The sequence below is a fragment of the Aeribacillus sp. FSL K6-3256 genome (assembly GCF_037965805.1).
Classification (GTDB): domain Bacteria; phylum Bacillota; class Bacilli; order Bacillales; family Aeribacillaceae; genus Aeribacillus; species Aeribacillus composti.
Genome location: NZ_CP150188.1, coordinates 3616385 through 3630365, shown reverse-complemented (window position 1 = coordinate 3630365; position 13981 = coordinate 3616385). Strand labels below are relative to the sequence as shown.

The following is a 13981-nucleotide window of genomic DNA, read 5'->3' as shown; positions in this document are numbered from 1 at the left end:
TTAGAATTTGTTCAATATTTTAGAAATAAATAACTGTCATTATATACGAAACAAAGGAAAAATGGTTCCGATTTTCAACGATTTGGTGAATTGACTGAACGTTCATTCATTATATAATATAATTAAGAAACGTCCGAAATTTCAGTCAAATACAACAGGGGGATTTTATGAATGGGGGAGAATAATGAATACACTATTATGGATTAATTTTTTTGCGTTTTTGCTTGTAACCGTTTACGCGGTGTATTTGTTTATTTATTTAATTCAAACTAGAATTGCTTATATCAAACTTGGAAAAAAAGAAGAATTTGACGGGAAGGTAAAAGAACGTTTCGAACGGATTTGGGTCAATGTGTTCGGACAGAAAAAACTATTAAAAGACAAGAAAATGGGCTGGGTTCATGTTATTTTTTTCTACGGCTTTATTCTTGTCCAATTCGGTGCGATTGATTTCATTTTAAAAGGGCTGATTCCGGGGAGCCATTTGCCTTTCGGACCGTTGTACCCGATTTTCACCTTTTTCCAAGAAATTGTTACCCTCCTTATTTTAGTAGCGGTAGTTGCTGCTTTTTACCGGCGATACATTGAAAAGCTTGTCCGTTTAAAACGAGGGTTTAAATCCGGACTTGTCCTTATTTTTATCAGCGGATTAATGCTGTCTGTACTGCTTGGAAACGGTATGTACATGATTTGGAGGGGATATGAACGAAGCTTTAGTGAACCTGTTGCCTCATCGGCTGCTTTCCTGCTGGGCTTTGTCGGTGAAACAGGCGCCGCTGTTATTTTTTACGTTTTTTGGTGGGTGCACCTGCTCATTTTGCTCACATTTTTAGTGTATGTCCCTCAGTCTAAACATGCCCATTTAATTGCAGGACCTGCCAATGTTTTTTTAAGTCGTTTGTCAAATCCAGGGAAGTTGGAGAAAATTGATTTTGAAGACGAAACTCAAACATCATATGGAGTCGGAAAAATTGAAGATTTCCGGCAAACGCAGCTTCTCGATTTGTACGCCTGTGTTGAATGCGGACGGTGTACAAATATGTGTCCGGCGACTGGTACTGGAAAAATGCTTTCGCCGATGGATTTAATCATAAAGCTTCGGGATCATTTAACAAATAAAGGGGCTGCCATCACTTCCAAGTCCCCTTGGGTGCCTGCCTTTGCATTTCAAAATACGATAGGAAATCAGTTGGCTCTTCAGTCGCTGCAAAAGGGAACAGGTGAAGCGGCGGCGGCTCTCGACTACAATCCAAGCCTCATCGGGGAGGTCATTTCAGAGGAAGAAATATGGGCATGTACGACGTGCCGGAATTGTGAAGACCAATGTCCAGTAATGAACGAACATGTCGATAAAATCATTGACCTGCGCCGCTACCTTGTATTAACAGAAGGAAAAATGAATCCGGATGCGCAGCGGGCGATGCAAAACATTGAGCGGCAAGGAAATCCGTGGGGCCTAAACCGCAAAGATAAGGAAAATTGGCGCAAATCACAAGAAGATGTCTACGTGCCAACGGTGAAGGAATTGAAAAAGCAAGGCGAGGAGTTTGAATATTTATTCTGGGTCGGTTCCATGGGATCATTTGATAATCGCAGCCAAAAAATCGCTTTATCGTTTGCTAAACTTTTGAACGAAGCAGGTGTGAAATTTGCTATATTAGGAAATAAAGAGAAAAATTCAGGTGACACACCGAGGCGCCTCGGCAATGAGTTTTTATTTCAAGAGCTTGCTGCAAGCAACATAGCCGAATTTGAAAAATATAATGTGAAGAAAATTGTTACAATCGACCCGCATGCTTACAACATATTTAAAAATGAATATCCGGATTTCGGTTTTGAAGCCGAAGTGTACCATCATACAGAACTTTTAGCAAAACTGTTGAAAGAAAAGAAGCTCGTTCCGAAATATGAAGTGAATGAAACGATTACTTTTCACGATTCTTGTTACCTTGGAAGATACAACGAAATTTATGATCCACCCCGTGAAATTTTGGCATCCATTCCAGGTGTAAAAGTTGTTGAAATGGAACGGAATCGGGAAACGGGCATGTGCTGTGGAGCCGGCGGCGGTCTTATGTGGATGGAGGAAGACACGGGAGTGCGCATCAATGTTGCGCGCACCGAACAAGCATTAGCTGTCAATCCAAGCGTGATCAGCTCCGGATGTCCATATTGTCTAACAATGCTGACAGATGGAACGAAAGCAAAAGAGGTTGAAAATAAAGTGAAAACGTACGATGTAGCGGAGCTGCTGGAAAAAGCTGTTTTTGGCGAATCGAAGGAGCAAGAGCTCATTTCATAAAGATATGATTAGATAGAAAGCAATTTTAAAAGGCGCCACAAGGGCGCCTTAAGATTTTAAAAAATAGAAAGATAGACAATGGAATTTGACGAAAAAATTTAAAATCAAGACACAATACGGTAGCATAAAGTTGTAAAATTTGTTTATAATGAATGGTATGCAAACGTATCATATGGTACATCACTGAAAGGGCGGCATTTCATCATTCGGAATTATATCATGCTTTATTCTATTTTCGTTGCCCTTTCATTTAATAAAGATAGATGAAAGACGAGAAAGGGAGTGCCTGACCTTGAGCTTAACGCAATACTCGCAGGAGCAGCTGAAAGAAATGTCGATGGTGGATATCGCTTACCTTATTCTTTCCGAAAAAAGGCAAGCTATACCGTTTGAAGAATTAATGAAAGAAGTTAGCAGTTTATTAGGGCTTTCGGAGGAAGAAGCGACCGAACGCATTGCACAGTTTTATACGGATTTAAATATAGATGGAAAATTTATTTGCATTGGGGAAAATAGCTGGGGCATTAAGAGCTGGTATCCGCTCGATCAAATTGAAGAAGAAACCCAGCCGACGGTTAAAACGAAGAAGAAAAAAGCGAAGATTGCATACGATGAAGAAGATCTTGACGATTATGAAGACTTGGTTGAAGACGATCTTGACTATGACGATCTTGACGATTATGTGGATGAAGAAGAGCTTGATCTTGATGAAGAAGACGATGATTTTGAGGACGAAGAAGATGATGAAAGCTTTGATGATGAACTAATTGACGATGATTACGATGTAGAAGATGACGAGTTGGATGCTGATTTCGATCTCGATGAGGAAGAATTGGACGAACAATAATGTCCTAAATTTAAGGGTTGACTTTCATAGTTTTCCTCGCTAATATTTTAATTGGGCTTTAAAAGTACGGAAAACAAATTACAATATGAAAGCTCCCTTTCCGAAAAGGAAGGGAGCTTTCATATTTTTTTGTTGATGCCTTCTGACGATTTATTTTGTGCAAATTAACAAAAGGATAGATTGCAACTGGAGGGAATTTTTGCATGACCAAGTATATTTTTGTAACCGGTGGCGTTGTTTCATCTTTAGGGAAAGGAATTACTGCCGCATCTCTTGGCAGACTTCTAAAAAACCGCGGGTTGAATGTGACGATTCAAAAATTCGATCCATATATCAATGTTGATCCGGGAACAATGAGTCCGTATCAGCACGGCGAAGTGTTCGTGACGGATGACGGCGCTGAGACTGACCTCGATTTAGGCCATTACGAGCGCTTTATTGATATTAATTTAAATAAGTACAGCAATGTCACAACAGGAAAAATTTATTCGGCCGTCATTAAAAAAGAACGGAGAGGCGATTATTTAGGCGGAACCGTTCAAGTCATCCCCCATATTACGAATGAAATTAAAGACCGCGTTTTTCGCGCTGGCAGAGAAACAAATGCTGATGTCGTTATTACCGAAATCGGAGGTACCGTCGGAGATATTGAATCATTGCCGTTTTTGGAAGCAATCCGCCAAATGAAAAATGAAGCAGGCCGCAAAAACGTCATGTACATTCATTGTACTCTTGTGCCATATATTAAAGCAGCAGGAGAAATGAAAACAAAGCCGACACAGCATAGTGTGAAAGAATTGCGCTCATTGGGAATACAGCCAAATGTGATTGTAGTGCGCACAGAAATGCCGATTTCCCAAGAGATGAAAGATAAAATTGCTTTGTTCTGCGACATTGAACCGAAAGCTGTCATTGAATGCCGTGATGCCGATATTCTTTACAGCGTCCCTTTAGCATTGCAAGAACAAAACCTTGATCAAATTGTTTGCGATTATTTGGATCTTCAATGCGGACAAGCTGATATGACGGAATGGATCGAGCTTGTCAATAAAGTCCGCAATTTATCAAAAACAGTCAAAATCGCCTTAGTCGGCAAATATGTCGAGCTTCAGGACGCCTATATTTCCGTTGTGGAAGCTTTGAAGCATGCCGGATATTATTATGATGCCGATGTGGAAATTGATTGGATCAATGCGGAGCATGTTACGAAAGAGAATGTAGCAGACTTGCTTCAGGGAGCTGAAGGTATATTAGTTCCTGGCGGATTTGGAGACAGGGGAGTGGAAGGGAAAATAATCGCGACTCAATACGCCCGCGAACAAAAAATTCCTTTCCTTGGCATCTGTCTTGGCATGCAGGTAGCTTCGATCGAGTTTGCCCGCAACGTTCTAGGATTAAAAGGTGCGAATTCATCTGAAATTGATCCAAACACTCCATATCCGATTATTGACTTGCTTCCGGAGCAAAAAGAAGTAGAAGATTTAGGAGGAACGCTCCGTCTTGGTTTATATCCTTGCAAATTGAAAGAAGGAACAAAGGCTTATGAAGCCTACAACGATGAAGTAATTTATGAACGTCATCGCCATCGGTACGAATTTAACAATGAGTTCCGTCAGCAAATGGAAGAGGCCGGATTTGTATTCTCCGGAACAAGTCCAGATGGACGGTTAGTAGAAATCATTGAATTACAAGACCACCCTTGGTTTGTTGCGTCCCAATTCCATCCGGAGTTTACATCACGGCCAACTAGACCGCAGCCTCTTTTCCGGGAGTTCATTCACGCTTCTCTAAACAAGAAAAATCAATAAGAAGTGAAAGAAAAGGTTGTCTGAACGATTGGTTAGACAGCCTTTTTTTTGCTCGTAATACAAATTTTTTTATTACGACAATAGCAAAAAATCGCCTCTTTCACTGTTTTCCAAAAGCAGCGGCTTTGTTTTTCATTTTGAAGAAAGAATCGATCGGGAAATCGACGCTGTTCTAAATTTAAAAACCATCCCTATAAACGGCGTCGCATTTTACATAAAATTTTATTAGAGTATCGAAAAAAACTTATACGCGATTTTTCATAAAAACGCATTGTAAATCATGAAACAGGTCATCAGCCTCTCTGCACTACAAAATGTATTTGATAAAGGTCTAAAGTCTGTATAAGAGAGGACTAAATTTGAAATCAATGGGTTTCTATGCTAATTCATAAAAAAAGAAATTGGCGATTTGCCAATTTCTTCGCATTTCTTGCATGTAAAGTTTATTCTTCATGTTCCTCCAATATTTCTTTCACAGTCAAAAATAAGCAGTAGTAAACATATAATGAAGTCATGAGCACAGGGAAGCCGATTCGTTCATTATGTTCAGTGGGAATAATGGGTTTTGTTAATTTGGAATCTACATGTATATCGACAAATTGCTGTAAGCTTTTTTCGCCGTTAACAGCTGCGGAAACCCCAACGGTTGGAATCCCTTTTTCGGCCAATTGCTGCGCAGTATCAATCGCATCAAGATCAGTCGAAAACGGAGTGAAAAGGAGAACGCGGTCTGCTGCGGTTACGTTATCCACATCAGGCAAAGGCTTGCATGCCGGAAAGGATTCTCCTTTTTCAACTTGGGCATAAATTCCTTCAAGAATTCCCCATCCTTTTACATAAATGGCGCCTTCTCCGATTGCAGCTTGCGCCAGAAGACGTGCGGCATCTTCTATTTGGCTGTTTTCTTTCTCTTGAATTCTTTGGAAAAACCCTGTTAATTGTGTCGTAAAAATTTTTAACATTCAATCATCAGCCACCTTTATACAAAGTTCTCTGCTTATATAATAAGAAAAAGCGGCGAAGAATCAAAATATGAATAATTTGTGAACCGGTTGGCAGGAAATTGTAATTTAATCGAGAATACATAACTAAATAAAATTTTAAAAAGTATTGCATTTGTTTAAGTTAAGAGGTGTAAAAATGGATGGAAAAATTTTAATTGTCGACGATCAATACGGAATTCGGATTTTGCTGAATGAAGTGTTCAATAAAGAGGGTTATCAAACTTTTCAAGCTGCTAACGGTTTTCAGGCATTAGAAATAGCCGAAAACCATTCCCCTGATCTCGTTTTATTAGACATGAAAATTCCTGGGATGGACGGGATTGAAATTTTAAAAAGGCTAAAAAAGGTTAACCCTGATATACGAGTCATTATCATGACCGCGTATGGAGAATTGGATATGATTCAGGAAGCGAAAGATTTAGGGGCATTAACACACTTCGCCAAGCCGTTTGACATTGACGAGCTGCGGGATACAGTGAGAAAATATTTGCCTTCCCGAGCGAAATAAAGTGTATAATCCATGAATTTATCGGGATAAAGTTGCCGAAATCCTCATAAGTTGGTATTCTATTTAGTAAGAAAAGATGATTGGCATCATACATACATTTTTCTTGCTCAGGTCATGCTAGATTTGAGCTTTTCGCTAATCGCAACATAGGCTACTTAATTTAAGGAGGATTTTTCGATGCCCTTAGTTTCAATGACTGAAATGTTAAATCGTGCAAAAGAAAACGGCTATGCTGTAGGACAGTTTAATTTAAACAATCTCGAGTTCACACAAGCAATTCTGCAAGCAGCAGAAGAAGAAAAATCACCGGTTATTTTAGGCGTTTCTGAAGGCGCTGGTCGCTATATGGGCGGTTTTAAAACGGTTGTGAACATGGTAAAAGGTTTGATGGAAGATTATAAAATTACCGTTCCAGTTGCCATCCATTTAGATCACGGCTCAAGCTTTGAATCATGTGCAAAAGCTATTCATGCCGGCTTTACTTCTGTTATGATCGATGCCTCTCATCATCCTTTTGAAGAGAATGTCGCTTTAACTTCCAAAGTAGTGGAACTTGCTCATCTACATGGTGTTTCTGTTGAAGCGGAATTAGGTGTTGTCGGCGGACAGGAAGATGACGTAGTAGGAGAAGGAATTATTTACGCTGATCCAAATGAATGTGAAGAGCTTGTAAAACGGACAGGTATTGATTGCCTAGCTCCTGCATTGGGATCTGTTCACGGTCCGTATAAAGGAGAGCCGAACCTAGGCTTTAAAGAAATGGAGGAAATCAGCAACCGGACTGGCGTTCCATTAGTACTGCACGGGGGAACAGGAATTCCGACAAAGGATATTCAAAGAGCAATTTCTTTAGGAACTGCGAAAATTAACGTTAATACAGAAAACCAAATAGCATCTGCTAAACGCGTACGCGAAGTTTTGGCAGAAAATCCGGATATGTATGATCCGCGCAAATATTTAGGTCCTGCCCGGGAAGCCATTAAAGAAACAGTTAAAGGCAAAATGCGCGAATTCGGTTCATCCGGAAAAGCAGAATAAATAGATAAGGTTTCATATTTCTTTATGCAATTAACGACCGCCTTTCTTTTATGAAGTATGGCGGTTTCGTTTCTTGTTTTTGCGAAAGCGATCACATAAGGGAGGTACCAGGCATGTTATTTTTTATTGATACAGCAAATATCGAAGAAATTAAGGAAGCTCAATCACTAGGCGTTTTGTCAGGAGTAACAACTAACCCTAGCTTGGTTGCAAAAGAAAAAGGCGTAACGTTTGAAGAAAGATTGAAAGAAATTACATCCATTGTTTCCGGATCTGTCAGCGCGGAAGTCATCTCAACTAAAGCGGAAGAAATGATTAAGGAAGGTCAAGAATTAGCTAAAATTGCACCAAATATTACGATAAAAGTTCCTATGACCCCTGATGGTCTAAAAGCAGTCAAAAAATTCTCAGAATTAGGAATTCATACAAACGTGACGCTTATTTTTAACGCCAATCAAGCGCTACTAGCTGCAAGAGCAGGTGCTACATATGTTTCTCCTTTTTTAGGTCGGTTAGATGACATCGGTCATAATGGATTGAATCTCATTTCAGAAATCTCCCAAATATTTGATATTCATGGCATTGATACGAAAATTATTGCTGCTTCCATCCGTCATCCGCAGCATGTAACTGAGGCAGCATTGCGCGGAGCTCATATTGCCACGATTCCTTATAAAGTGTTGATGCAGCTGTTCAAACATCCGCTGACTGATCAAGGTATTGAGAAATTTTTAGCAGACTGGAACAATCGATAAATGATAAAACGGGGGATTTCCCCCGTTTGAAAAATCTTTTGCCGCAGAATCCGGTCTTTTGACTTGCTGTAACGCCTGAAGGAGTAGAATCTGCTCGTTTTTCTGATGAACGTTTTGTCATGCCCTATCTATTTGTGTACAATAAAATTGCCGCCTTTTCGTATGTATTTTTCAACAAATGGTAATCAATGTGTAAAGAGGGCTTTTCATCATGACAGTTTGTTAAAGAAAATCTGGATCCCGTTTTCTTTAGCAAACTGTTAGGTCACAAGAAGGGAGACTGCTATGGAAAAGTTAAAAGTTGCAGGCGGGCAGAAGTTGAAAGGTACGGTGAAGGTAAGCGGTGCCAAAAATAGCGCAGTAGCATTGATTCCAGCAACAATTTTAGCAAGCTCATCCGTTACGATTGAAGGGCTTCCAGATATATCTGATGTACATATTTTGGGCGATTTATTGGAGGAAATAGGGGGCAAAGTTTCGTTTCATCAAAACGATATTACAGTCGATCCGACAAGCATGCTTTCAATGCCGCTTCCAAACGGAAAAGTGAAAAAGCTGAGAGCCTCTTATTATTTAATGGGAGCGATGCTTGGCCGGTTTAAAAAAGCGGTGATCGGGCTTCCCGGCGGCTGTCATTTAGGCCCGAGACCAATCGACCAGCACATAAAAGGGTTTGAAGCTTTAGGTGCTTCTGTAACAAATGAGCATGGTGCCATTTATTTGCGTGCGGATGAGCTTAGAGGAGCTCGGATTTTTCTTGATGTTGTAAGCGTGGGTGCCACCATAAACATCATGCTTGCAGCGGTCTTGGCAAAAGGGCGGACAATTATTGAAAATGCTGCAAAAGAACCCGAAATTATTGATGTTGCAACTTTATTATCCAGCATGGGTGCAAAAATAAAAGGGGCCGGAACGGACGTCATCCGGATCGATGGGGTTGAAAAGCTGCATGGCTGCCGCCATTCGATTATTCCGGATCGAATTGAAGCAGGGACGTATATGATTATCGGTGCCGGCATTGCAGAAGAGCTCATCGTTGACAATGTCATACCTCTTCATCTCGAATCCCTTATTGCGAAGCTTCGGGAAATGGGGGTCCATGTAGAAACGAGCGATGATCAAGTTTATATCGCCCGTCGAAATAAAGAATTAAAGCCTGTCGATATAAAAACTCTCGTTTACCCGGGATTTCCAACCGATTTGCAGCAGCCTATGACAACGCTTTTGACACAGGCGAACGGAACGAGCATGGTGACGGATACCATTTACTCTTCAAGATTCAAGCATATTGATGAATTAAGAAGGATGGGTGCTCAAATCAAAGTGGAGGGTCGGTCTGCGATCATAACAGGTCCGTCAACTCTTCAAGGTGCAAAAGTAAAAGCGAGCGATCTTCGGGCAGGGGCATCGCTTGTAGCAGCGGGTTTAATGGCCGATGGAATAACAGAGGTAACCGGCATCGACCATATTGATCGCGGATACAGCCATTTGGAAGAAAAACTTGCCGGGATTGGCGCCAAAATATGGAGGGAGAAATTAACTGACCAAGAAATTCAGCAATTGCAAAATTCATAAGAATCACCAATTTTGCATGAAATGACATCAAAGGGGGAGGAACACAAAATGGAAAGAAGTTTATCAATGGAACTTGTACGTGTGACAGAAGCAGCTGCCCTTGCGTCTGCACGTTGGATGGGCCGCGGCAAAAAAGATGAGGCGGATGATGCCGCGACCTCAGCAATGCGAACCGTTCTAGATACGATCCCGATGAAAGGAACAGTCGTGATTGGAGAAGGAGAAATGGACGAGGCTCCGATGCTGTATATTGGGGAGAAGCTTGGCAACGGCTACGGCCCGCGTGTCGATGTCGCAGTAGATCCATTGGAAGGAACCAATATTGTGGCGTCAGGCGGCTGGAATGCACTTGCAGTTATAGCGGTAGCCGACCATGGGAACATGCTCCATGCGCCAGATATGTATATGGACAAAATTGCAGTAGGGCCTGAAGCTGTCGGGTGCATAGATATTGATGCTCCGATTATCGACAATTTAAAAGCTGTTGCAAAGGCGAAAAATAAAGATATCGAAGATGTTGTAGCAACTGTTTTAAATCGAAAAAGACATGAGCATATTATTCAAACCCTTCGAGAAGCGGGTGTTCGCATTAAACTGATCAATGACGGCGATGTCGCTGCGGCAATTAATACCGCCTTTGACCATACGGGCGTTGATATTTTGTTCGGATCTGGAGGGGCTCCTGAAGGGGTGTTGGCAGCAGTTGCTTTAAAATGTTTAGGAGGAGAAATACAAGGAAAGCTGCTGCCGCAAAATGACCAGGAGCTGGAACGATGTAAAAAAATGGGGATTGATGTCAACAAAACTCTTCGAATGGAAGACTTAGTAAAAGGCGATGATGCGATTTTTGCTGCAACAGGTGTAACGGATGGCGAGCTATTAAAAGGTGTGCAATTCAAAAGCTCTATTGCAACGACTCATTCTGTTGTGATGCGTGCGAAATCCGGAACAGTTCGCTTTATCGATGGCCGCCATTCTTTGAATAAAAAACCGAATTTAGTTATTCGATCTTAGTGAGAGGAGACGAATAGATCTCCTCTGCTTTTTAAAAATATACCCTTCAAAATACTTTCCGCTGTTTTTTAGCTTGAAATGTATTGCGAAAAGTAAAAAAATAAGGTAAAAATAAAGAGGTTGTTATAAAAAGATTTCTGCTTTTAAGCTTCCTACCTTCCTGCCTCCTTCTCAATCCATTTGTCCTTACATTTTCAAACAACATAATTTTAATGGATGGAAGAACGAAACGTGAAACATTTTGAATATGGTAAGAAAAGCGTGGTGTAAGTATGAGCGAGATTTCCATTTCAACTCTTGAAAATATGAAATTAAAAGAGTTGTATGAACTAGCACGGCAATTTAAAATTTCATATTACAGCAAATTAACAAAAAAGGAATTAATTTTTGCAATATTAAAAGCAAATGCGGAGAAAGAAGATTTGCTATTTATGGAAGGCGTCTTAGAAATCATTCCTTCTGAAGGATTTGGTTTTCTGCGTCCAATTAACTATTCTCCCAGCGCAGAGGATATTTATATTTCAGCCTCGCAAATCCGCCGTTTTGATTTAAGAAACGGCGATAAAGTATCTGGAAAAGTCCGCCCGCCAAAAGAAAATGAACGATATTACGGATTGCTGCACGTTGAAGCGGTAAATGGCGACGACCCCGAATCTGCGAAAGAACGCGTCCATTTCCCGGGCCTTACTCCTCTTTATCCAAATAGACAAATGAAATTGGAAACCGAACCTAAAAATTTATCAACAAGAATTATGGATTTAATTACACCAGTCGGCTTTGGACAGCGCGGTTTAATTGTGGCACCCCCTAAGGCAGGAAAAACAATGCTTTTAAAAGAAATTGCCAATGCCATTACGACGAACCATCCTGAGGCTGAACTGATTGTGCTGCTTATTGATGAACGTCCTGAAGAGGTAACCGATATTGAACGTTCTGTAAAAGGGGATGTCGTAAGCTCAACTTTCGATGAGGTACCGGAGAATCATATTAAAGTCGCTGAACTCGTTCTTGAACGAGCGATGCGTCTTGTGGAGCATAAACGGGATGTCATTATTTTAATGGACAGCATAACTCGGCTGGCCCGCGCGTATAACTTAGTAATTCCGCCAAGCGGCCGGACGCTGTCAGGAGGGATTGACCCTGCCGCATTTCACCGTCCAAAGCGGTTTTTTGGGGCGGCGCGGAACATTGAGGAAGGCGGCAGCTTGACGATATTGGCAACTGCGCTTGTAGATACGGGATCGCGAATGGATGATGTCATTTACGAAGAATTTAAAGGAACGGGAAATATGGAGCTTCATCTTGATCGTTCATTAGCGGAAAGGAGAATATTCCCTGCCATTGATATTCGCCGTTCCGGTACACGAAAAGAAGAATTGTTAATTCCGAAAGAGCATTTAGAAATGTTATGGGCGATTCGAAAATCTATGTCGGATCAGATGGATTTTGCTGAACGCTTCTTAAAGAAAATGCGCCAAACGAAATCAAATGAGGAATTTTTTGAAATGCTAAAAGAAGAATGGAAAACAACTGGCATAAAAAGTTTCTAACTATGTTGCATTTCTTGTAAACCCTTGTTATAATTTTTTCATGTGTGTTTAAGAATGTTGAAGCGTGAAATAATTGCACGTTTCCGAATAGATAAACTCTGTTTCGAAATGATTCAGGGCGTAAAGGAGTTGAAAACTATGAAACCGGGAATTCATCCAAATTATAAAAGAGTACTCGTAAAATGTGCATGCGGAAACGAATTTGAAAGCGGTTCTGTTAAAGATGAGGTGCGCGTTGAAATTTGTTCTGAATGCCATCCGTTCTATACAGGCCGTCAAAAATTTGCAACTGCAGCCGGACGTGTAGACAAATTTAACAAAAAATACGGTCTTAAATAATTATGTGAAACAGGCAGTCTTTTCATTCTGCCTGTTTTTTCACTTATTTGACATGTTTTTATAAAACGGGGAGAGATTTTTAAATATGGCGCAATTGTTTTTTAAATACGGGGCGATGAACAGCGGCAAATCCATCGAAATTTTAAAGGTTGCTCATAACTATGAGGAACAAAACAAATCGGTGCTGATTTTCACGTCTGCCATTGATACTCGTGATGAAGTTGGATATGTATCAAGCAGAATTGGCTTCAGACGAAAAGCGATACCGATCTACGATGATACGAATATTTTCCAAATTGTGAAGGAGTATCAGCCTAAGCCGTACTGTGTGCTAGTGGATGAGGCACAATTTTTAAAGAAAAAGCATGTACTTGAGCTTGCGGATATTGTTGACAAATTGAATATTCCCGCAATGGCGTTTGGATTGAAAAACGATTTTCAAAATGAGCTTTTCGAAGGAAGCAAATATTTGCTGCTTTTTGCGGATAAAATTGAGGAAATGAAAACGATTTGCTGGTTCTGCGAAAGGAAAGCAACAATGAATTTACGGATTGACGACAACGGCAAACCGGTATATTCGGGCGAGCAAATCCAAATCGGAGGAAATGACAAGTACTATCCTGTCTGCCGAAAGTGCCACGCGAATCCGCCGTTATGAATCATTGCTTATTTGCATTAGATGGGAAGAAACGTTGTCGGCAAGGTGTGATGAAGAGAATCTTACGATAAGGAAATATTTTCATTTAAAAGAGCTGATCCTTTTGGGCACCTTAAGAACAGGAGGTGCTTTTTATGCGAATATTGATACCATTCATTTTGGCAGCAATATATTTACTGTCAGGGTGTGGAACGGCGGATAAAATATCAGATAATCGCTCATTAAATCTCGATCATAATGGATCCAACCTGATGACGAGGGACGTTAAGCCTGAAAATACAGGAGATGTGGTCGACCAGCAAACACAAAATCCAAACATAAATATTGCGAACAGCCCCTTGACGATCAGGGAGGCAAAAGAACAAATCGTCCGTACACTGAAAACTGAAAAAGGTTTAGAGCTCGATTCTTTTTGGACAAATGGGGACGATGCTTGGGCGGTTATTTATACATCACAAAAATTGACGGAACAACAACGCGAAAACCGGCAAAAGGAGCTGTACGACAAGTTGCAGCGCGCACTGCCCCGATACAACTTGCATGTTCAGTTAATCAATAAAAAATAAAACTCGTTCACCGATTG

13 protein-coding genes are annotated in these 13981 nt (G+C 40.7%); 12 read left to right on the top strand and 1 reads right to left on the bottom strand.

What is annotated here, in order from left to right:
• Positions 1 to 184: 184 nt before the first annotated feature.
• From NSQ84_RS17450 to NSQ84_RS17440, 3 genes are all read left to right on the top strand, one after another.
• Entirely contained in the window at positions 185 to 2302 is a 2118-nt protein-coding gene (locus NSQ84_RS17450; protein WP_327873553.1) for a heterodisulfide reductase-related iron-sulfur binding cluster, read from the top strand.
• 292 nt (positions 2303 to 2594) lie between these two features.
• Positions 2595 to 3149 carry a DNA-directed RNA polymerase subunit delta gene (gene rpoE / locus NSQ84_RS17445; RefSeq protein WP_117016863.1) on the top strand — a complete coding sequence of 185 codons (555 nt, stop codon included), beginning with the start codon at positions 2595 to 2597 and terminating at the stop codon, positions 3147 to 3149.
• 203 nt (positions 3150 to 3352) lie between these two features.
• On the top strand, positions 3353 to 4957 hold the full coding sequence (locus NSQ84_RS17440; RefSeq protein ID WP_063389043.1) for a CTP synthase: 1605 nt from the start codon (positions 3353 to 3355) through the stop codon (positions 4955 to 4957).
• Between the two features lie 443 nt (positions 4958 to 5400).
• Here the strand turns inward: NSQ84_RS17440 and NSQ84_RS17435 are convergent, their stop codons facing one another.
• Complete coding sequence (locus NSQ84_RS17435) at positions 5401 to 5919, bottom strand: DUF2529 domain-containing protein (protein WP_063389042.1); 519 nt, start codon at positions 5917 to 5919, stop codon at positions 5401 to 5403.
• A 178-nt stretch (positions 5920 to 6097) separates the two neighbouring features.
• Here NSQ84_RS17435 and NSQ84_RS17430 point away from each other — a divergent pair, with 178 nt between their 5' ends.
• The 9 genes from NSQ84_RS17430 (at position 6098) to NSQ84_RS17390 (ending at position 13964) form a co-directional block, all read left to right on the top strand.
• The gene (locus NSQ84_RS17430; protein ID WP_063389041.1) at positions 6098 to 6469 is read left to right on the top strand and encodes a response regulator; all 372 of its coding nucleotides are present in this window, start codon (positions 6098 to 6100) and stop codon (positions 6467 to 6469) included.
• A 177-nt stretch (positions 6470 to 6646) separates the two neighbouring features.
• A complete protein-coding gene (locus tag NSQ84_RS17425; protein ID WP_063389040.1) occupies positions 6647 to 7507 on the top strand; it encodes a class II fructose-bisphosphate aldolase in 861 nt (286 codons plus the stop codon).
• A gap of 113 nt (positions 7508 to 7620) precedes the next feature.
• On the top strand, positions 7621 to 8262 hold the full coding sequence (gene fsa / locus NSQ84_RS17420; protein WP_066251329.1) for a fructose-6-phosphate aldolase: 642 nt from the start codon (positions 7621 to 7623) through the stop codon (positions 8260 to 8262).
• A 285-nt stretch (positions 8263 to 8547) separates the two neighbouring features.
• A complete protein-coding gene (locus tag NSQ84_RS17415; protein ID WP_063389038.1) occupies positions 8548 to 9837 on the top strand; it encodes a UDP-N-acetylglucosamine 1-carboxyvinyltransferase in 1290 nt (429 codons plus the stop codon).
• A gap of 48 nt (positions 9838 to 9885) precedes the next feature.
• The gene (gene glpX, locus NSQ84_RS17410; protein WP_063389037.1) at positions 9886 to 10851 is read left to right on the top strand and encodes a class II fructose-bisphosphatase; all 966 of its coding nucleotides are present in this window, start codon (positions 9886 to 9888) and stop codon (positions 10849 to 10851) included.
• A 272-nt stretch (positions 10852 to 11123) separates the two neighbouring features.
• A complete protein-coding gene (rho, locus tag NSQ84_RS17405) occupies positions 11124 to 12401 on the top strand; it encodes a transcription termination factor Rho (protein WP_063389036.1) in 1278 nt (425 codons plus the stop codon).
• A 138-nt stretch (positions 12402 to 12539) separates the two neighbouring features.
• A complete protein-coding gene (gene rpmE / locus NSQ84_RS17400; RefSeq protein ID WP_063389035.1) occupies positions 12540 to 12740 on the top strand; it encodes a 50S ribosomal protein L31 in 201 nt (66 codons plus the stop codon).
• 85 nt (positions 12741 to 12825) lie between these two features.
• Complete coding sequence (locus NSQ84_RS17395; RefSeq protein WP_063389034.1) at positions 12826 to 13398, top strand: thymidine kinase; 573 nt, start codon at positions 12826 to 12828, stop codon at positions 13396 to 13398.
• Between the two features lie 134 nt (positions 13399 to 13532).
• The gene (locus NSQ84_RS17390; RefSeq protein WP_063389033.1) at positions 13533 to 13964 is read left to right on the top strand and encodes a hypothetical protein; all 432 of its coding nucleotides are present in this window, start codon (positions 13533 to 13535) and stop codon (positions 13962 to 13964) included.
• Positions 13965 to 13981: the final 17 nt, after the last annotated feature.

Bases quoted from the DNA above. Each gene is read 5' to 3' on its own strand.
- NSQ84_RS17450 (WP_327873553.1), top strand. From the start codon at position 185: ATGAATACACTATTATGGATTAATTTTTTTGCGTTTTTGCTTGTAACC.
- NSQ84_RS17440 (WP_063389043.1), top strand. From the start codon at position 3,353: ATGACCAAGTATATTTTTGTAACCGGTGGCGTTGTTTCATCTTTAGGG.
- NSQ84_RS17435 (WP_063389042.1), bottom strand. From the start codon at position 5,919: ATGTTAAAAATTTTTACGACACAATTAACAGGGTTTTTCCAAAGAATT.
- NSQ84_RS17430 (WP_063389041.1), top strand. From the start codon at position 6,098: ATGGATGGAAAAATTTTAATTGTCGACGATCAATACGGAATTCGGATT.
- NSQ84_RS17425 (WP_063389040.1), top strand. From the start codon at position 6,647: ATGCCCTTAGTTTCAATGACTGAAATGTTAAATCGTGCAAAAGAAAAC.
- fsa (WP_066251329.1), top strand. From the start codon at position 7,621: ATGTTATTTTTTATTGATACAGCAAATATCGAAGAAATTAAGGAAGCT.
- NSQ84_RS17415 (WP_063389038.1), top strand. From the start codon at position 8,548: ATGGAAAAGTTAAAAGTTGCAGGCGGGCAGAAGTTGAAAGGTACGGTG.
- glpX (WP_063389037.1), top strand. From the start codon at position 9,886: ATGGAAAGAAGTTTATCAATGGAACTTGTACGTGTGACAGAAGCAGCT.
- rho (WP_063389036.1), top strand. From the start codon at position 11,124: ATGAGCGAGATTTCCATTTCAACTCTTGAAAATATGAAATTAAAAGAG.
- rpmE (WP_063389035.1), top strand. From the start codon at position 12,540: ATGAAACCGGGAATTCATCCAAATTATAAAAGAGTACTCGTAAAATGT.
- NSQ84_RS17395 (WP_063389034.1), top strand. From the start codon at position 12,826: ATGGCGCAATTGTTTTTTAAATACGGGGCGATGAACAGCGGCAAATCC.
- NSQ84_RS17390 (WP_063389033.1), top strand. From the start codon at position 13,533: ATGCGAATATTGATACCATTCATTTTGGCAGCAATATATTTACTGTCA.